This is a genomic window from Citrobacter sp. JUb117 (assembly GCF_024809055.1).
GTDB lineage: Bacteria > Pseudomonadota > Gammaproteobacteria > Enterobacterales > Enterobacteriaceae > Citrobacter > Citrobacter gillenii.
Map to the genome: position 1 here is coordinate 208,696 of NZ_JANUFB010000006.1, position 19,413 is coordinate 228,108.

The 19,413-nt window shown below is 54.7% G+C and carries 17 protein-coding genes, 1 tRNA gene and 1 other RNA gene; 12 read left to right on the forward strand and 7 right to left on the reverse strand.

Features of this window, described 5'->3' with window-relative positions:
* Positions 1-15: 15 nt before the first annotated feature.
* The 5 genes from M2374_RS15450 to M2374_RS15470 form a co-directional block, all read right to left on the reverse strand.
* Positions 16-1,296 (reverse strand): MFS transporter, encoded by a 1,281-nt coding sequence (locus M2374_RS15450; protein ID WP_115257204.1) that lies wholly within the window; start codon positions 1,294-1,296, stop codon positions 16-18.
* 64 nt (positions 1,297-1,360) lie between these two features.
* The gene (locus M2374_RS15455) at positions 1,361-2,299 is read right to left on the reverse strand and encodes a sugar kinase (RefSeq protein WP_181624878.1); all 939 of its coding nucleotides are present in this window, start codon (positions 2,297-2,299) and stop codon (positions 1,361-1,363) included.
* Between the two features lie 3 nt (positions 2,300-2,302).
* Complete coding sequence (locus M2374_RS15460; RefSeq protein WP_181688653.1) at positions 2,303-3,052, reverse strand: sugar phosphate isomerase/epimerase; 750 nt, start codon at positions 3,050-3,052, stop codon at positions 2,303-2,305.
* A 100-nt stretch (positions 3,053-3,152) separates the two neighbouring features.
* Entirely contained in the window at positions 3,153-4,169 is a 1,017-nt protein-coding gene (locus M2374_RS15465; RefSeq protein WP_181688654.1) for a LacI family DNA-binding transcriptional regulator, read from the reverse strand.
* 101 nt (positions 4,170-4,270) lie between these two features.
* Positions 4,271-4,933, reverse strand: coding sequence for an OmpA family lipoprotein (locus tag M2374_RS15470; protein ID WP_045448680.1), 663 nt, complete (start codon positions 4,931-4,933; stop codon positions 4,271-4,273).
* A gap of 160 nt (positions 4,934-5,093) precedes the next feature.
* Here M2374_RS15470 and M2374_RS15475 point away from each other — a divergent pair, with 160 nt between their 5' ends.
* Positions 5,094-7,427: a molybdopterin guanine dinucleotide-containing S/N-oxide reductase gene (locus M2374_RS15475; RefSeq protein WP_181688655.1), complete on the forward strand. Its 2,334-nt coding sequence runs from the start codon at positions 5,094-5,096 to the stop codon at positions 7,425-7,427.
* Here the strand turns inward: M2374_RS15475 and M2374_RS15480 are convergent.
* Both M2374_RS15480 and tag read right to left on the reverse strand, forming a co-directional pair.
* The gene (locus M2374_RS15480) at positions 7,396-7,836 is read right to left on the reverse strand and encodes an N-acetyltransferase (RefSeq protein ID WP_096759154.1); all 441 of its coding nucleotides are present in this window, start codon (positions 7,834-7,836) and stop codon (positions 7,396-7,398) included. The two genes, M2374_RS15475 and M2374_RS15480, sit on opposite strands and share 32 nt — an antisense overlap.
* The gene (tag, locus tag M2374_RS15485) at positions 7,814-8,395 is read right to left on the reverse strand and encodes a DNA-3-methyladenine glycosylase I (protein ID WP_096759155.1); all 582 of its coding nucleotides are present in this window, start codon (positions 8,393-8,395) and stop codon (positions 7,814-7,816) included. Before tag ends, M2374_RS15480 begins: the two co-directional genes overlap by 23 nt.
* 159 nt (positions 8,396-8,554) lie before the next feature.
* Between tag and M2374_RS15490 the strand changes: the two genes are divergently transcribed.
* The 11 genes from M2374_RS15490 (at position 8,555) to dppF (ending at position 19,378) form a co-directional block, all read left to right on the forward strand.
* Entirely contained in the window at positions 8,555-9,259 is a 705-nt protein-coding gene (locus M2374_RS15490; protein WP_137399638.1) for an autotransporter outer membrane beta-barrel domain-containing protein, read from the forward strand.
* A gap of 251 nt (positions 9,260-9,510) precedes the next feature.
* Positions 9,511-10,713, forward strand: coding sequence for an MFS transporter (locus M2374_RS15495; protein ID WP_096759157.1), 1,203 nt, complete (start codon positions 9,511-9,513; stop codon positions 10,711-10,713).
* A gap of 208 nt (positions 10,714-10,921) precedes the next feature.
* Positions 10,922-12,613: a kdo(2)-lipid A phosphoethanolamine 7''-transferase gene (eptB, locus tag M2374_RS15500; protein WP_117342512.1), complete on the forward strand. Its 1,692-nt coding sequence runs from the start codon at positions 10,922-10,924 to the stop codon at positions 12,611-12,613.
* Positions 12,614-12,704: 91 nt separating this feature from the next.
* Positions 12,705-12,781: transfer RNA gene (locus M2374_RS15505), tRNA-Pro, on the forward strand.
* A 34-nt stretch (positions 12,782-12,815) separates the two neighbouring features.
* Positions 12,816-12,948: non-coding RNA, RtT sRNA (locus M2374_RS15510), on the forward strand.
* 578 nt (positions 12,949-13,526) lie between these two features.
* Positions 13,527-13,763 (forward strand): hypothetical protein, encoded by a 237-nt coding sequence (locus M2374_RS15515; protein ID WP_162604169.1) that lies wholly within the window; start codon positions 13,527-13,529, stop codon positions 13,761-13,763.
* A complete protein-coding gene (gene dppA / locus M2374_RS15520) occupies positions 13,678-15,285 on the forward strand; it encodes a dipeptide ABC transporter periplasmic-binding protein DppA (RefSeq protein ID WP_181688656.1) in 1,608 nt (535 codons plus the stop codon). Before M2374_RS15515 ends, dppA begins: the two co-directional genes overlap by 86 nt.
* Positions 15,286-15,451: 166 nt before the next feature.
* Positions 15,452-16,471, forward strand: a complete 1,020-nt coding sequence (dppB, locus tag M2374_RS15525) for a dipeptide ABC transporter permease DppB (protein WP_096759162.1) — start codon at positions 15,452-15,454, stop codon at positions 16,469-16,471.
* 9 nt (positions 16,472-16,480) lie between these two features.
* On the forward strand, positions 16,481-17,383 hold the full coding sequence (gene dppC, locus M2374_RS15530; protein WP_259155262.1) for a dipeptide ABC transporter permease DppC: 903 nt from the start codon (positions 16,481-16,483) through the stop codon (positions 17,381-17,383).
* Between the two features lie 10 nt (positions 17,384-17,393).
* Complete coding sequence (gene dppD, locus M2374_RS15535) at positions 17,394-18,377, forward strand: dipeptide ABC transporter ATP-binding protein (protein ID WP_096759164.1); 984 nt, start codon at positions 17,394-17,396, stop codon at positions 18,375-18,377.
* Complete coding sequence (gene dppF, locus M2374_RS15540) at positions 18,374-19,378, forward strand: dipeptide ABC transporter ATP-binding subunit DppF (RefSeq protein WP_115257215.1); 1,005 nt, start codon at positions 18,374-18,376, stop codon at positions 19,376-19,378. The genes dppD and dppF overlap by 4 nt, the downstream gene beginning before the upstream one ends.
* The last annotated feature ends 35 nt before the right edge of the window (positions 19,379-19,413 follow it).

Below are 19,413 nucleotides of genomic sequence, written 5' to 3' on the forward strand. Positions count from 1 at the left end.
TCCGTAAGTTAAAATTTAAGCGTGGCGTGCGCCAACCGGAATGCAGGTATTATTAGCAGGCTTAACAATCAGAGTTAGCCACACTGAGACAAAAAGCGCCACCCCCATAAAAATGTACGAGGCGGACGGGCTGCCGGTGGTGCCATTGAGGTAGCCAACAAACCAGGAGCCAAAGAATGACCCCAGCGCGCCCATACTGTTAATCAGCGCCATGGCGCCCCCGGCGACGTTACGCGGCAGCATTTCAGGAATGATGGCGAAGAAGGGACCATACGGGGCGTACATCGCCGCACCGGCTATCACCAGCAGGGTGTAAGACATCCAGAAGTGGTCAGCGCCAACGGCCCAGGAGCCGATAAAGGCACACGCGGCGATCAGTAACAGCGGCCAGACAAACAGCTTACGGTTTTGCAGTTTGTCGGAAGCCCATGAGGCCAAAATCATCGCGACGGTGGCGGCCAGATACGGGACCGATGAAAGCCAGCCCACTTCCACCATGCCGAGATTCGCGCCGCCGCTGCGGATAATTGACGGCAGCCACAACACAAAACCGTAAACGCCGATACTCCAGGTAAAATACTGCATACACAGCAGGATCACATTGCGTGAGCGGAAAGCCTCACCATAGTTACGCACGGCTTTAATTCCCTGCTGCTCTTGTTCCAGCTGTGCCTGCAGCGCGCTTTTTTCTGACTCCGTCAGCCAGCCCACCTGGGAAGGTTTGTCTTTGACCAGCACCCACCAGCAGAACGCCCAGATGACGGCCGGAAAGCCTTCGATGATGAACATTTCACGCCAGCCGAGCGCCTGAATCAAATAACCCGAAACGACGGACATCCACAGCACGGTGACCGGGTTACCGAGGATCAGGAAGGTGTTGGCGCGTGAACGCTCGGATTTGGTAAACCAGTTGCTGATATAAATCAGCATCGCGGGCATGACGGCGGCTTCTACGACGCCAAGAATAAAACGGATGGCGGCAAGCATGGGGATGTTACTGACCATTCCGGTCAGCGAGGCGCACCCGCCCCACAGGATCAGGCAGATAAAAATGAGTTTTCGTACGCTGCGGCGCTCGGCGTAAATTGCGCCTGGGATCTGGAAAAAGAAATAGCCGAGGAAAAACAGGGCACCCAGCAGGGAAGAGATCCCTTTGGTAATGCCAAGATCCTCGTTAATGCCTGCGGCGGAGGCGAAGCTGAAGTTCGCGCGGTCGAGATACGCCAGGCTGTACGTGATGAACACGATTGGCATGATGTACCACCAGCGTTTTGCTGCATTGGTTGAGCTATTCATAGACTGCCCTCTGGTTATGCTGTTACGCCGCCTCTGTATGTAGGGTACAGAGTGGGCCGGGGGTTTATTCCGCTAATTGTTCACGTGTGGGTAATCCTTCGCTGTCGCCCTGAACCTGTATGGCCAGGGCGCCAATTTTATTGCCTCGGGTCACCGCCTGATGCAGTGAGTGCCCTTCCAGCAGGGCGCTGATGACGCCGACCGCAAAGCCATCGCCCGCGCCGACGGTATCGACCACGTTGTCGACCTTCACCGGTGCGACGCAGCCCTGCTCGCCGTTGGCTGCCTTATACCAGGCGCCATCGGCACCCGTTTTAACAATCACTGCCTTCACGCCATGGCGCAGATAAAAGTCGGCGATGCCTTCAGGCGTCTGTTGTCCCGTTAAAATCATGCCCTCTTTTAACCCCGGCAGAACCCAGTCGGCCTGGAATGCGAGTCGGTTGAGTTTCTCCACCATCTCCGCTTCGCTGTTCCACAGCACCGGGCGTAAATTGGGATCGAATGAGATAGTCTTTCCCTGGGCTTTCATGGTGCGGGCGGTATGGGCCAGCAGTTCGTAAGAACTGGCGGACAGCGCTGCCGCCACGCCACTCAGGTGCAGGTGGCGTGCGCTGGAGAAGTACGCTTCGTGATAATCCTCCATGCCAAGATGGCTGGCGGCTGAGCCTTTGCGAAAATATTCCACAATGGGATCGGTTCCATTTTCGACTTTAGATTTCAGCTGAAAGCCGGTTGCGTAGCGTCCATCCTGAGTGACTCCCTGCGCATCAATCCCTTCTTTTGCCAGCGACTTAATAATAAAACGGCCAAAACTGTCGTGACCTACGCGACTCACCCAGCCGACCTTGAGGCCCAGACGAGCAAGGCCGGTTGCCACGTTAAGCTCTGCGCCCGCGACCCGTTTGATAAATGTCTCTACATCCGCCAGTTCGCCGGTTTGCGTGGCGACAAACATCGTCATTGCTTCGCCAATGGTGACGACATCCAGTGAATTTTTCATGTGTTACTCCTCGCGTAGCAGTTCGACGTAGTGACGGGTCACCGCCGCTAAATCGTGCCCTTCCAGGGGGAATTCAATGCCGCGCGGGACGTCCGTGGGCAGCGTGTTTAACAGTGCCAGCCAGCGCGGGTCTGCCCGATCGGGCGCAATGGCACGGAAGCTGTCGAGATGCGGAGTGGCGGCCTTCACATGGATATATCCCACGGTTGAGGCGAGCGCCTGCGCGGCGTCTTCGGGGGAGTCGCCGACCCACAGCCAGTTGCCCATATCAAAGGTCAGGGATACCGGCAGATCCTGCTTCTGGCAGGCATCCCTGAAGTGCAGCATAGGCTGCAGTCGTCCGCAGGACGTTTGATCGTTTTCGACCACCAGTTCCATACCGCTGTCGTTGAGCCACTCACGTAGTGTGTCGAATTGCTGAGTATGGGAAAAATGACCCAGGGAGACTTTTAACCATAACGCCTGCAACGTTTGGGCTTCCTGAAGGAGTGCCGGCAGGTGGGGATTGAGATGACCATCTTGTAGAAATAGCGGTTCTGGCGCGGAGTAGCAGGCCAGCAGGCCGAAGATTTCAATCGCGGATGCCAGGGTTGGCAGCGTTTTAAGCTCGGCGTCGCTCAGCATTTCGCGGCGGATTTCAACGCCGTCAGCTCCGGCTTCAGCAATAATAGGCAGCATGGCAGTTTGCCCGCCAGCTGCATGCACCTGGTCGTAGCCGTAAGCGGCGGTGACCACCATAATTTTTCTTTTCATGGAAACTCCAAATCGTGCGTTCTTGCTATAACGCTAGATGGAACCGGTTCCAAAGAAAAGACTATGATGCCGAATTTATGATCACCATCACGAAGGAAATTTAACGGGCGGTAGACCCGCGAACGATCAGCTCACCGGAGAAAACCTGTTCCTGAACAGCATCCGATTTACCATCGATCCGGCGTACAACCTGCTCGACGGCGGTATAGCCAATCTGCCAGGTGGGCTGTTTCAGGGTGGTGATGCCGACGCCAGCCAGTTCGGCCCATTCCAGTTCGTCAAAACCGAGCAGGCCGATGTCGCTGCCCCAGTTGAGGCCAATACGCTTCAGCGAGCGGGCCACCTGCAGCGTGAGCGCGCCGTTGGCAGAGATAACGGCCTTACGCATTCCGCGATGCTGCTGATGAAACTGACGCAGCGTGTCATCCAGTTGCGTATTTTCCGCCAGCGAAACCTCGGCATTTTCGGCGATAACGCCGGGGTATCGCGCCAGCGTGGCGCGAAAAGCAGTTAGACGTTCGCGTCGGGTGTTAACCATCCCCAACGGCTCGCTGAGGAACATAATAGCTTCGAAGCCTTGTTCAATCAGGTGCTCAGTGGCAACTGTCGCCGCCTGGGTGTTATCCAGACCGACCATATCACAGGCGAAATCCGGAATTTTACGATCAATCAACACCATCGGTAGTGCAGACTGTTGCAGGCGGTTCAGCCCTTCTTCGCGCATGCCGACGGCATTCACCACAATCCCCTCAACCTGATAGCTGCGCAGCAGATCGAGATAATGCAGCTCCTGGTCCACTTCGTTGTTGGTATTACAGACCAGCGGGGTAAAGCCTTTTTCGCGACAGGCAGCTTCGATACCGCTTAACACGTTAACGGAGTAGGGGTTGGTAATGTCGGCGATAATCAGGCCTATCAGGCGGGTACGGCCATGCTTCAGGCCTCGTGCCATCAGGCTTGGGCGATAGTCGAGTTCGGCAATGGCGTGTTCAATGCGGGCCAACAGCGCGTCGGAAAGCAGATGCTTCTCACCGTTGAGGTAGCGTGAAATGCTGGTCTTACCCGTTTTTGCGGCTTTCGCCACATCGCTGATGGTGGCACGTGTTGATTTGCTCATCGCTGATTTCCCTGAATTTAGTGTGAACACCTTATCGTGAAAATCAACGATGGCAAGTGCTTCATGCCGGATAAGGCGCACCCTGTCTCCGGCACAAAACGTTACTGAATTGGACTCAACGTGATCTCTACGCGGCGGTTTTGTGCTTTACCTTCCGCGGTGCTGTTGCTGGCTATTGGATTCGCCGGGCCCATTCCACGGGTGCGGATACGGTTAGCTTCTACACCCTGAGTGATCAGGGCGCTGGCAACGGAGTCCGCACGCTGCTGTGACAGACGCATGTTCAGATCCTGGCTGCCGGTGCTGTCGGTGAAGCCCAATACGTTGACTGCGGTTTTATTGTACTCTTTCAGCACCATTGCCACGCCGGTCAGGGTGTTGGCCCCGGCAGGTTTCAGGTTGGCGCTGCTGCTGTCGAAGGTGACGTTGTTGGGCATATTCAGAATGATGTTATCGCCACTGCGCGTCACGCTCACGCCGGTTCCCTGCATTTTTTCGCGCAGTTTTGCTTCCTGCACGTCCATGTAGTAACCGATACCACCACCCACGGCGGCCCCTGCGGCTGCGCCAATCAACGCGCCTTTACCGCGATCTTTCTTCGACGAGGAGAGCGCGCCAATGCCCGCACCCACCAGCGAACCAATGCCCGCCCCCATGCCGGATTTACCCGCTTCGCGTTCACCGGTATAAGGGTTTGTTGTGCAGCCAGAAACCGCCAGGGCGCCGCTCACGATGGCAGCAATCACAAATACACGTTTCTTCATCTTAATTCCTTAATGACTTTTTTATTCTTTACCACAGCGACTGTGGCGGTTGATTATGACGTGTGAACATGAAGAAAATTCCAGGGAAGACTCTGAAATTTGTAAGTAACATTGAACGGCATAATAAATAAGCCGTCACATCGCATTCAGGAGCGCCATCTTGGCTAATTCACCCGCACATTACTCGGTATTAACCGCCGCCCACTGGGGACCCATTCTTGTTGAAACCGATGGCGACACGGTTTTCTCCTCGCGTGGCGCATTGCCCACTTCACAGCCCAATTCGTTGCAGACCGTGGTGCGCGATCAGGTACACAGCAAAACGCGGGTGCGTTTTCCGATGGTGCGTAAAGGCTTTCTGGCCTCGCCGGAGGCTCCACAGGGTGTGCGCGGGCAGGATGAGTTTGTCCGTGTCAGCTGGGATGAGGCGCTGAATCTGATCCATACCCAGCATAAGCGCATTCGCGACAGTTACGGTCCGTCCTCCATTTTTGCCGGTTCGTACGGTTGGCGTTCGAACGGTGTGTTACACAAGGCCGCGACCCTGCTGCAGCGGTATATGGCGCTGGCGGGTGGTTATACCGGCCATTTGGGGGATTACTCAACGGGGGCGGCGCAGGCCATCATGCCGTACGTCGTGGGCGGGAACGAAGTCTATCAGCAGCAGACCAGTTGGCCCGTCGTACTGGAGCACAGCGACGTGGTGGTGCTTTGGAGCGCGAATCCGCTCAACACCCTGAAGATTGCCTGGAACGCCTCTGATGAGCAGGGGCTCGCGTACTTTGAGGCGTTACGCAACAGCGGTAAACGCCTGATCTGCATTGATCCGATGCGATCGGAGAGCGTGGATTTCTTTGGTGACAAAATGGAGTGGGTCGCCCCGCATATGGGTACCGATGTCGCCCTGATGCTCGGCATTACCCATACGCTGGTGGAAAACGGCTGGCACGACGAGGCGTTTCTTGCCCGCTGTACCACCGGTTATGAACGATTTGCCGACTATCTTGTGGGGAAATCCGATGATGTCGCCAAAACGGCAGAGTGGGCTGCGGAGATTTGTGGTGTTCCTGCGGCGAAAATACGTGAACTGGCAGAAATATTTCACCAAAACACCACTATGCTGATGGCCGGGTGGGGTATGCAACGTCAGCAGTATGGTGAACAAAAGCACTGGATGATCGTCACGTTGGCCGCCATGCTCGGGCAAATTGGCACGCCTGGCGGTGGTTTTGGTCTCTCTTATCATTTTGCTAACGGCGGCAATCCGACGCGTCGCGCGGCGGTGCTCGCCTCCATGCAGGGGAGCGTAAAAGGTGGCACCGATGCGGTGGATAAAATCCCGGTTGCGCGCATCGTTGAGGCTCTGGAAAACCCCGGAGGGTTCTACCAACACAACGGTATGGACCGCCATTTCCCGGACATCCGTTTTCTCTGGTGGGCGGGCGGGGCAAACTTCACCCATCATCAGGATACCAATCGTCTGATTCGCGCCTGGCAAAAGCCAGAGCTGGTGGTGATCTCCGAGTGTTTCTGGACTGCGGCGGCGAAGCATGCCGATATCGTTTTGCCCGCCACCACCTCTTTTGAGCGTAACGACCTCACCATGACCGGTGATTACAGTAATCAGCATCTGGTACCGATGAAGCAGGTTGTGCCGGCACGCGATGAGGCGCGTAATGATTTTGATGTTTTTGCTGAACTCAGCGAGCGCTGGGAGCAGGGCGGGTATGAACGGTTTACGGAAGGCAAAAGCGAGCTGGAATGGCTGGAGACCTTTTACAAGATTGCCGGGCAGCGCGGGGCCAGCCAGCAGGTGACGTTGCCGCCCTTTGCCGAGTTCTGGCAGGCCAACAGGCTTATCGAAATGCCGGAAAGTGCCGCCAACGCGCAGTTTATTCGCTTTGCTGATTTTCGCCGTGACCCGCAGGCGCATCCGCTGAAAACTGACAGCGGCAAAATCGAAATCTACTCGCAGAAGATTGCAAGTTACGGCTACGCGGATTGTGCAGGGCACCCGATGTGGCTGGCGCCGGATGAATGGTTCGGCAATGCTGAGCCCGAGCAATTACAGGTGCTGTCGGCCCATCCGGCGCACCGTTTGCACAGCCAGTTGAATTACAGCACGTTACGCGAGCAGTACGCGGTGGCGGATCGCGAGCCGGTGACCATTCACCCGCAGGATGCAAAGGCGAGGGGGATTGCCGATGGCGACACGGTCAGGGTGTGGAATCATCGCGGGCAAATTCTGGCCGGGGCGGTGGTGACGACAGGCATCAAAGCGGGCGTGATTTGTATTCACGAGGGCGCCTGGCCAGATTTGGACCTGTCCGCAGGGGGTATTTGTAAGAATGGCGCGGTGAATGTGCTGACCTGCGATCTCCCCAGCTCGAAGCTGGGGAATGGCTGCGCGGGCAACACCGCGCTGGCGTGGCTGGAAAAGTACACCGGGCCCGCACTGGCGCTTACGGCGTTTGATCCGCCTGCCAGTTCATAATCCACGTGGGGTGATGCGTCTCTTCCTGCCATGCGCTGTCTTCAATACGAAAACCCAGCGCATGGTAGAAATTCACCGCCGACTGGTTCTTCTGATAAACCTCAAGGCTGAGTAACGAAAAGCGCTGCTGGACATGCTGCACCAGCGCTTTGCCGATCCCGCTTCTGATGGCGGTAGGTTCAACAAACAGTGCGCCCAAAAAGCGCGCTTCCATCACGCTGGCAAAGCCTTTGAGCTGGCCGCTTTCCTCCCATACCCAGGTTTGTGCTGCGGGCAGGTAGACATCGCGTACGATGGGTTCACTCTCACGCCAGTAGCGTTCTTCAATAAACGGATGAGCATAAATCGTGCTATCCATCCACAGCGCCAGAATCGGTGCCAGATCGTCAGGCGTTGATTGGCGAATCATGTTGACCCTCCGGGTAGCAAATACAGCCGGTGACATGGTCGTTGACCAGCCCGCATGCCTGCATAAAGGAGTAACAGATGGTGGTGCCGACAAACTTAAAGCCGCGCTTTTTTAACGCTTTTGAGAGCGCGTCAGACGCAGGGGTTGAGGTGGGGATGTCGCTCAGGCTGGCGGCGCGCGTCAGCTGCGGTTGATGATCAACGAACGACCAGACAAACTCGCTAAACGGTTCGCCGTTTTGCGCCATCGCCAGGTAGGCGCGTGCGTTGCCTATAATGGCCTGAATTTTCCCTCGATGACGAATAATACCGGCATCCAGCACCAGCCTTTCGACATCATCTTCGGTCATCGCGGCAACGGCGACGGGATCGAAATGGTGGAAAGCATGACGATAGTTTTCCCGTTTCTTCAGGACGGTTATCCACGATAACCCCGCCTGCTGCCCCTCCAGACAGATCATCTCGAACAGCTTTTGACCATCGGTTTCGGGGACACCCCACTCCTTGTCGTGATAGGCAATGTATAGTGGATCCTGACTGACCCAGCCGCAACGCTGCATATTCTTCCTCGCTGTTTTTACTGGCGTAAAAATTTCATTCGGCTCGCCTTGACGCGCCCGCTAAAAAGACAATATTTAATACAGGGCCTAATGTGCCCGATATCCTTCACACAATGACAATAATATCGCCGAATTCGGCTCTTTTCTGGAGTCGCGTTGATGATTATAAGAAACAGTAGTGGTCGCCAGAGGTTCAGCCTTCTGGTGAGCGTCGTGGTCTGTGCGCTGTCTACCCATACGGCCTATGGCTGGCAACAAGAATATATCGTTGATGCTATGTCAGGTCATACGGCTGAACGTTATACATGGGACAGCGATCACCAACCACGCTATAACGACATACTTGAAGAACGCATTCGTTCCACGAAGAGCGTGGCGGGTCCGGTGGTGAACCTGGCGGACCAAACGACGCTGGATACGACCAGCGGTATGAGTATGGGCTGGAATTTCCCCGTGTCCAGACAAGTGACGACCGGCCCGATTGCAGCCCTACATTATGACGGTTCGGCAACGTCCACCTATAACGAGTTTGGCGACAGTGCGACGTCCGTCACGCAGACCGATCCGTTATGGCATGCCAGCGTTAGCACCTTAGGCTGGCGGGTTAATTCGCAGTTTGGCGATCTGCGTCCGTGGGCGCAAATCAGCTATAACCAGCAGTTTGGCGAGAATATCTGGAAGGCGCAATCGGGCCTCAGCCGGATGTCCGCGGCGAGTCAGGACGGCAACTGGCTGGATGTTACCGTGGGGGCTGATATGCTGCTCAATCCGCATATGGCGGCCTATGCTGCGCTCTCTCAGGCGGAAAATAGCACCAATAACAGTGACTATATGTACACCATGGGAGTAAGCGCTAAATTTTAACGCGAACATGCGTAAATAAAACAACTCCGTAACTAATTAGAATCAATAATCACACGCATCTCAGTGATAGCGGGTACTCACTTGTGTGAAAAAATCCGGTCCTCTCACTTTTTGTCTCGTCATTCATTCCGCAATCCAGGCATTTCATTCCGTTCTGATGGCACTTCATGCCGTTTTCCCCTCGTCATAAATGCACTTCGGTATGGTTGTTGGCAGAGAATTTCCCATTTTGCTTATGCAGGAATACTGCCATGAAAACTTCTGATTATCAGCGTACCCGGTGGCTGACCCTGATCGGCACCATCATTACCCAATTTGCCTTAGGTTCGGTTTACACCTGGAGCCTGTTCAATGGCGCGCTTTCTTCAAAGCTGGATGCGCCGGTCAGCCAGGTGGCTTTCTCCTTTGGCCTGTTAAGCCTGGGCCTGGCGATTTCTTCTTCTGTCGCCGGGAAACTTCAGGAACGTTTTGGCGTGAAACGCGTCACCATGGCATCCGGTATCCTGCTGGGCGTGGGCTTCTTCTTAACCGCACACTCTGACAGCCTGATTATGCTGTGGCTGAGTGCGGGTGTGCTGGTGGGCCTGGCGGATGGTGCGGGCTACCTGTTAACGCTGTCCAACTGCGTAAAATGGTTCCCTGAGCGTAAAGGGCTGATTTCCGCCTTTGCTATCGGCTCTTATGGCCTCGGAAGCCTCGGCTTCAAGTTTATCGACACTCATCTGCTGGAAACCGTCGGGCTGGAGAAAACCTTTGTTATCTGGGGTGCCATTGTGCTGGTGATGATCGTCTTTGGCTCTACGCTGATGAAAGATGCACCAAATCAGGAAGTTAAAACGGTGAATGGCGTGGTCGAGAACGACTACACTCTGGCGCAATCTATGCGCAAACCACAGTACTGGATGCTGGCAGTGATGTTCCTGACCGCGTGTATGAGTGGGCTGTATGTCATTGGTGTGGCAAAAGATATTGCACAAACTCTGGCGCATATGGATGTGGCGACAGCGGCCAATGCGGTGACGGTGATTTCCATCGCTAACCTGTCAGGCCGTCTGGTGCTGGGCATCCTGTCCGACAAGATTTCCCGTATTCGCGTTATCACCATTGGTCAGGTTGTTTCGCTGGTCGGTATGGCGGCGCTGCTATTCGCACCGCTGAACGAAGCGACCTTCTTCGCGGCGATTGCCTGCGTTGCCTTTAACTTTGGCGGTACGATTACCGTATTCCCGTCCTTGGTCAGTGAGTTCTTTGGCCTGAATAATCTGGCTAAAAACTATGGGGTTATCTATCTGGGCTTCGGGATTGGCAGCATCTGTGGGTCCATCATCGCTTCCCTGTTTGGCGGTTTTTACGTGACCTTCTGTGTCATCTTCGCGCTGTTAATCATCTCGCTGGCGCTGTCTACCACCATTCGTCAGCCTCAGCGTAGCGTATTTACCGAGGCGCACGCCTGATTCTATTAGTGGTGTCATTAATACCTGGCGCATATATTTACAAAAATATATGCGCCATTTTCATTCTCTATAAGCACTTTTGCGTTTACCTGTGGTCTACTTACTCGCGCCCGTAGACATTTCAAACTCTGCCGTTGTCGCATCTTTCACCTGCCCGGTCTAACTGACTGTAAGTAGGGCTTTTTATCCCGTTTTCCAGGTTTTATTGATGAGATATATTAAGTCGATGACGCAGCAGAAGCTCAGTCTCTTGCTGGCAATCTATATCGGTCTGTTTATGAACTCCGCTGTATTTTACCGTCGTTTTAGCGGATATGCGTACGAGTTCACCGTCTGGAAAGGAATCTCTGCGGTTGTTGAATTAGCTGGCGCGGTGCTGGCAACCTTCTTTTTACTTCGTCTTCTCTCTTTATTTGGCCGACGCGCCTGGCGTGTACTGGCAACCTTTGTGGTGCTGTGTTCCGCAGGTGCCAGCTATTATATGACCTTCCTGAACGTGGTGATCGGTTACGGCATTATTGCCTCGGTTATGACCACCGATATTGATTTATCGAAGGAAGTTGTGGGCTGGCATTTTATTGCGTGGCTGGTTTCGGTCAGTATTTTGCCGTTGCTCTTAATCTGGAATAACCGTTGTCGCTACACCCTGATAAAACAGCTGCGCACGCCAGGTATGAGATTTCGCAATGTGGCGGTCGTTTTGCTGGCGGGGATCATGGTATGGGCGCCGATTCGTCTGCTCAGCATGCAGCAGAGATCCGTCGAGCGTGAAACCGGCATCGATTTACCCAGCTACGGCGGCGTCGTGGCAAACTCCTATCTGCCGTCAAACTGGCTCTCCGCGTTAGGGCTGTATGCCTGGGCGCAGGTTGATGAGTCCTCAGACAACAAATCGCTGATGAACCCGGCGAAAAAATTCACTTATGTTGCCCCCAAGAATCTCGATGACACCTACGTGGTGTTTATTATTGGTGAGACCACGCGCTGGGATCATATGGGGATTTTTGGCTACGAGCGAAATACCACACCAAGACTGGCTCAGGAGAAAAACCTGGCGGCATTCCGTGGGTATTCATGTGATACCGCGACCAAGTTGTCGCTGCGCTGCATGTTTGTACGTCAAGGTGGTGCGGAAGAAAACCCACAGCGGACGCTGAAAGAACAAAACGTTTTTTCCGTACTCGGTCAGTTAGGGTTTAAAACAGACCTTTACGCGATGCAAAGCGAGATGTGGTTCTACAGTAATACCATGGCGGAAAACATCGCCTATCGTGAACAAATTGGCGCAGAGCCGCGTAACCGTGGCAAAACAGTTGACGATATGCTGCTGATTACCGAAATGCAGCAATCCTTAAAGCAGAATGACAGCGGTAAGCGCCTGATTATTCTGCATACCAAAGGTTCACACTTTAACTACACGCAGCGCTACACTCGCGAGTATGCACAGTGGAAGCCTGAGTGTGTGGATGTCGATAGCGGCTGTTCGAAAGAACAGATGATTAACTCTTTCGACAACTCGGTGACCTATGTCGATCACTTTATTACCAAAGTGTTTGATCAACTGCGCGATAAGAAAGCGATAGTGTTCTATGCCGCCGATCACGGTGAGTCTATTAACGAACGTGAGCACCTGCACGGTACGCCGCGTAAAATGGCGCCGCCAGAGCAGTTCCGCGTGCCGATGATGGTGTGGATGTCGGATAAGTATCTGGAAGACCCCGATCATGCGAAGGCGTTTGCTCACCTGAAGCAAGAGGCGGATATGAAGGTCCCGCGCCGTCATGTGGAACTGTATGACACCATTTTGGGTTGCCTCGGTTATACCTCGCCAAACGGCGGTATAAATGAGAACAATAACTGGTGCAACGTTCCGGGCGGGCAGAAAGTCGCGGCGCAGTAACCGGCCTGCTGACTTTCTCGCCGATCGAATGGCATTTTGATACGAAGGGATTGACGGGCGCGCACCTGAGCAGTAAGATGCGCCCCGCATTCGGTGATTGGCGCAGCCTGGTAGCGCACTTCGTTCGGGACGAAGGGGTCGGAGGTTCGAATCCTCTATCACCGACCAAATTAGAAAAGCCCGCTCTTTGAGCGGGCTTTTTGCTTTCCGGGATTCACGAGGATGAGAACCTCCGGGGGCAAGGGGTTCGACTCGAGCGGAGCGAGAGAACGTTGCGTCAGCAACGGCCCGCAGGGCGAGCCACGTAGTGGCGAGTCATCCTCTATCACCGACCAAATTTAAAGCCCTGCTCTATGAGCAGGGCTTTTTGCATTTGAAGCCGAGAGGATTTGTAGGCCTGATAAGCGCAGCGCCATCAGGCAATTAAAGCGCGTGGGAGTCTGCATCGCCGGATGGCGGCGCAGACGCCTTATCCGGCCTACGGGCTGCTTCCCTGTTTCATCTTCATTTCGCCTGCAAAAATTGTGTACCACTTCCCACTGTCTGTTAACGATTCTGTGACATATTCCATTGTCTTTTTTTATATTTGCTTGAATCTTTTTTTGCGTTACTTATGGCTGAACCTAGCATTTTCCGCTGTGCGCTTTAACGTTCATGGTATTAATCGCTCAGATATGCAGCATTCATTAAGAAATTTTTCACATTTTGCATAAATGTTAATCACTAAACGTTGCTAAATATGAAGATATTTATTCTGGTATAGGCCGCGTAGCACAAATTTCCCTGCTGAAAATGCCCCTCTGCACTTTTTTTAATCTTTGTTTGCGAATTCTCACCGTTGGCGTAAATCACGGTTACCTGTATTGACGTTTTCACATTCTGTTGACAGATTGTAGGGCATGAGGGGCATTTCATGGAGAATCCGCACTGCAACTCAGTCGCTTATGTGAACGGAATCCCCATCCTCTTAACGCCGACCCGGCCGGGTAAAAAACAAAAAAGGCCAGGCGGTGCAAACCCACTGCAAAGGGTAAAACAACAAACATCACATTTGGAGCAGAAGAATGAGTATTTCCTTGAAGAAGTCAGGGATGCTGAAGCTTGGTCTGAGCCTGGTGGCTATGACCGTCGCAGCAAGCGTACAGGCTAAAACTCTGGTTTATTGTTCAGAAGGATCTCCTGAAGGCTTTAACCCACAGCTTTTCACTTCTGGCACAACCTATGATGCCAGCTCAGTACCGATCTATAACCGCCTGGTTGAGTTCAAAACCGGTACGACTGAAGTGATCCCGGGCTTGGCTGAGAAGTGGGAAATCAGCGAAGACGGTAAAACCTATACCTTCCACCTGCGTCAGGGCGTGAAGTGGCAGGACAATAAAGAATTTAAACCGACGCGTACCTTCAACGCTGATGACGTGGTGTTCTCCTTTGACCGCCAGAAAAACGCCCAGAACCCGTACCATAAAGTCTCTGGTGGCAGCTATGAGTACTTCGAAGGGATGGGCTTGCCGGATCTGATCAGTGAAGTGAAGAAAGTCGACGATAACACTGTCCAGTTCGTACTGACCCGCCCGGAAGCACCGTTCCTGGCAGATCTGGCGATGGACTTCGCGTCTATTCTTTCCAAAGAATATGCCGACAACATGCTGAAAGCCGGCTCCCCGGAGAAAGTGGATCTGAACCCAATCGGTACCGGTCCGTTCCAGATGCAGCAGTACCAGAAAGACTCGCGCATTCTGTATAAAGCGTTCGAAGGTTACTGGGGCACCAAGCCGAAGATCGATCGTCTGGTCTTCTCCATCACCCCTGACGCATCCGTGCGTTACGCCAAACTGCAGAAGAATGAGTGCCAGGTGATGCCGTACCCGAACCCGGCTGACATCGCGCGCATGAAGCAGGATAAAAACCTCAACCTGCTGGAGCAGGCGGGCCTGAACGTGGGTTACCTGTCTTTCAACACCGAGAAGAAACCGTTCGATGACGTGAAAGTGCGTCAGGCGCTGACCTACGCGGTGAACAAAGAAGCGATCATCAAAGCGGTATATCAGGGCGCAGGCGTTGCAGCCAAGAACCTGATCCCGCCAACCATGTGGGGCTATAACGACGACGTTAAAGACTACAGCTACGATCCGGAAAAAGCCAAAGCGCTGCTGAAAGAAGCGGGCCAGGACAAAGGCTTCACCGTTGAACTGTGGGCGATGCCGGTACAGCGTCCGTACAACCCGAACGCACGCCGTATGGCTGAAATGATCCAGGCGGACTGGGCGAAAATTGGCGTCCAGGCCAAAATCGTCACCTACGAGTGGGGCGAGTACCTCAAGCGTGCCAAGTCTGGTGAGCACCAGGCGGTGATGATGGGCTGGACCGGGGACAATGGGGATCCGGATAACTTCTTCGCCACCCTGTTCAGCTGTGCGGCAGCGAAAGACGGCTCCAACTACTCTCGCTGGTGTTACAAGCCGTTTGAAGATCTGATTCAACCGGCCCGCGCGACCGACGACCACAACAAGCGTGTTGAACTCTACAAACAAGCTCAGGTAGTGATGCATGACCAGGCGCCTGCGCTGATCATTGCTCACTCCACCGTGTATGAGCCAGTGCGTAAAGAAGTCAAAGGCTATGTGGTTGATCCATTAGGCAAACACCACTTCGAAAACGTCTCTGTCGAATAATTAAAAGCAATTAAGGAAGCGCTGCGCCCCGGTATTGTGTAGGCCGGATAAGCGCAGCGCCATCCGGCGTAATGCTTTACCCACGATGCAGTTTGCGTGGGATAAGATTTGTGAGCAATACAGATTCACGGTTCCAGGCCGTGCGTCATTAGAGAGAATCCGGGTTATGTTGCAGTTCATTCTCCGACGTTTGGGACTCGTCATCCCTACGTTTATCGGTATCACTCTTCTCACCTTTGCTTTCGTCCATATGATCCCCGGCGATCCGGTAATGATCATGGCGGGTGAACGTGGGATCTCCCCTGAGCGTCATGCTCAACTGCTGGCTGAACTCGGTCTGGATAAACCGATGTGGCAGCAGTACCTCCATTACATTTGGGGGGTTATGCATGGTGACTTAGGCATTTCGTTAAAAAGCCGCTTGCCGGTGTGGGAAGAGTTCGTGCCGCGCTTTAAAGCGACGCTGGAACTCGGTGTCTGCGCCATGATGTTTGCCACCGCGGTAGGGATTCCCGTTGGCGTACTCGCCGCGGTTAAGCGTGGTTCCATTTTCGATCACACCGCTGTGGGTCTGGCACTGACCGGTTATTCCATGCCTATCTTTTGGTGGGGCATGATGCTGATCATGCTGGTTTCCGTGCAGTGGAACCTGACGCCGGTTTCCGGGCGGGTGAGCGACATGGTGTTCCTTGATGACTCCAACCCGCTGACCGGGTTTATGCTGATCGACACCGCCATCTGGGGTGAAGAGGGTAACTTCATTGATGCCGTGGCGCATATGATCCTGCCCGCGATGGTGCTGGGCACCATTCCTCTGGCCGTTATCGTGCGTATGACCCGTTCGTCAATGCTGGAAGTGCTGGGCGAAGATTACATTCGTACCGCGCGCGCCAAGGGGCTGACGCGGATGCGCGTGATCGTCATTCATGCTCTGCGCAACGCCATGCTGCCTGTGGTGACCGTTATCGGTCTGCAGGTCGGTACGCTGCTGGCTGGGGCTATTCTGACCGAAACCATTTTCTCGTGGCCGGGTCTGGGGCGCTGGCTGATTGATGCGCTGCAACGCCGTGATTATCCGGTAGTGCAGGGCGGTGTATTACTGGTAGCGACGATGATTATTCTCGTCAACCTGCTGGTAGACCTGCTGTACGGCGTGGTGAACCCGCGTATTCGGCATAAGAAGTAAGGGGCCATCATGTCACAGGTTACTGAAAATAAAGTTATTGCTGCACCGGTGCCGATGACCCCGTTGCAGGAGTTCTGGCACTATTTTAAACGCAACAAAGGTGCGGTCGTTGGCCTCGTTTATGTGGTCATCGTGCTGTTTATTGCAATTTTCGCCAACTGGATTGCGCCCTATAACCCGGCGGAACAATTTCGCGATACGCTGCTGGCACCTCCTGCGTGGCAGGAAGGCGGCTCGCGGGCGCATCTGTTTGGTACTGACGACGTAGGGCGCGATGTGCTGTCGCGCTTGATGTACGGTGCACGCCTGTCGCTGCTGGTCGGCTGTCTGGTGGTGGTGCTCTCGCTGCTGATGGGCGTGATTCTCGGGCTGGTGGCCGGTTATTTCGGCGGCATCGTTGATAACGTCATCATGCGAGTGGTCGATATCATGCTGGCACTGCCGAGCCTGTTGCTGGCCTTGGTGCTGGTGGCGGTATTTGGCCCATCGATAGGTAATGCGGCGCTGGCACTGACGTTCGTGGCGCTGCCGCACTATGTGCGTCTGACACGTGCCGCCGTGCTGGTGGAAGTGAACCGCGACTACGTCACCGCCTCTCGCGTGGCGGGTGCCGGTGCGATGCGCCAGATGTTCGTCAATATTCTTCCTAACTGTCTTGCGCCGCTGATTGTTCAGGCGTCGCTCGGCTTCTCTAACGCCATTCTCGATATGGCCGCGCTTGGCTTCCTGGGCATGGGCGCGCAGCCGCCAACACCGGAATGGGGCACTATGCTCTCCGACGTGTTGCAGTTCGCGCAAAGTGCCTGGTGGGTCGTGACCTTCCCGGGTCTGGCGATCCTGCTGACGGTGCTGGCATTTAACCTGATGGGTGACGGTCTGCGTGACGCGCTCGATCCCAAACTGAAGCAGTAAGAGGTTCGAGATGGCGTTATTAAATGTAGACAAATTATCTGTACATTTCGGCGACGTTGGCGCCGAATTCCGTGCCGTAGACCGCATCAGCTACAGTGTGAACCAGGGCGAAGTGGTGGGGATTGTCGGGGAATCCGGCTCCGGTAAGTCCGTCAGTTCACTGGCGATTATGGGGCTGATTGACTACCCCGGCCGCGTGATGGCGGAAAGCCTTGAGTTTAACGGCCGCGACCTGAAACGCATCTCTGAAAAAGAGCGTCGCCAGCTGGTGGGTGCTGAAGTGGCGATGATTTTCCAGGACCCAATGACCAGCCTCAACCCGTGCTACACCGTCGGCTACCAGATTATGGAAGCCATTAAGGTGCATCAGGGTGGCAACAAGAAAACCCGTATTCAGCGGGCGATTGACCTGCTGACGTTGGTGGGCATTCCTGACCCGGCTTCACGTCTTGATGTGTATCCGCACCAGTTGTCTGGAGGTATGAGTCAGCGCGTGATGATCGCCATGGCGATTGCCTGTCGTCCGAAATTGCTGATTGCCGATGAACCGACAACCGCGCTGGACGTGACTATTCAGGCGCAGATCATCGAACTGCTGCTGGAGCTTCAGCAGAAAGAAAATATGGCGCTGGTGTTGATTACTCATGACCTGGCGCTGGTGGCAGAAGCGGCACACAAAATCATCGTTATGTATGCCGGTCAGGTGGTGGAAACCGGGGCTGCACACGATATTTTCCGCGCGCCCCGCCATCCGTATACCCAGGCATTGCTGCGTGCGTTGCCGGAGTTTGCGCAGGATAAAGCGCGTCTGGCCTCGTTGCCGGGCGTGGTGCCGGGTAAATACGACCGCCCGAACGGTTGTCTGTTGAACCCGCGCTGTCCGTATGCCACGGACAAATGCCGTAGCGTAGAGCCGGAGCTGAACATACTGGGCGAAGGTCGCCAGTCGAAATGCCACTACCCACTCGATGATGCCGGGAGGCCCACACTATGAGTACGCACGAGGCCACCTCGCAACAGCCATTGTTGCAGGCAATTGACCTGAAAAAACACTATCCGGTGAAGAAGGGGATGTTCGCCCCGGAGCGCCTGGTTAAAGCGCTGGACGGCGTGTCATTTACCTTAGAGCGTGGCAAAACGCTGGCGGTGGTTGGCGAGTCGGGCTGCGGGAAATCAACGCTGGGTCGCCTGCTGACGATGATTGAAGTTCCGACCGGCGGAGAGCTGTATTACCAGGGGCAGGATCTGCTCAAGCATGACCCTCAGGCGCAGAAGCTGCGTCGGCAGAAAATCCAGATTGTGTTCCAGAACCCGTATGGCTCGCTGAACCCGCGTAAGAAAGTGGGGCAGATTCTGGAGGAGCCGCTGCAGATCAACTCCTCGCTCAGCAAAGAGCAGCGTCGTGAAAAAGCGCTGGAGATGATGGCGAAAGTGGGTCTGAAAACCGAGCACTACGACCGCTATCCGCACATGTTCTCCGGTGGTCAGCGTCAGCGTATTGCCATCGCCCGCGGTCTGATGCTTGACCCGGACGTGGTGATTGCCGACGAACCGGTTTCCGCGCTGGACGTTTCCGTGCGTGCGCAGGTGCTGAACCTGATGATGGATCTGCAGCAGGATCTGGGGCTGTCCTATGTCTTTATCTCCCACGACCTGTCGGTAGTGGAACATATTGCCGATGAAGTGATGGTGATGTATTTAGGTCGCTGCGTGGAGAAAGGGACCAAAGATCAGATCTTCAACAATCCGCGCCATCCGTACACCCAGGCGCTGCTCTCTGCGACGCCGCGTCTGAACCCGGACGACCGTCGTGAGCGCATCAAGCTGACCGGCGAGCTGCCAAGCCCGCTGAATCCACCGCCGGGCTGCGCGTTCAACGCCCGCTGCCGCCGTCGTTTTGGTCCTTGTACCCAGCTACAGCCGCAGCTTAAAGATTACGGCGGTCAGCTGGTGGCGTGCTTTGCCGTAGACCAGGATGAGAATCCGCAGCAATAAGCGTGGGTTATGACCCAATAACCGGAGCCTTGTGC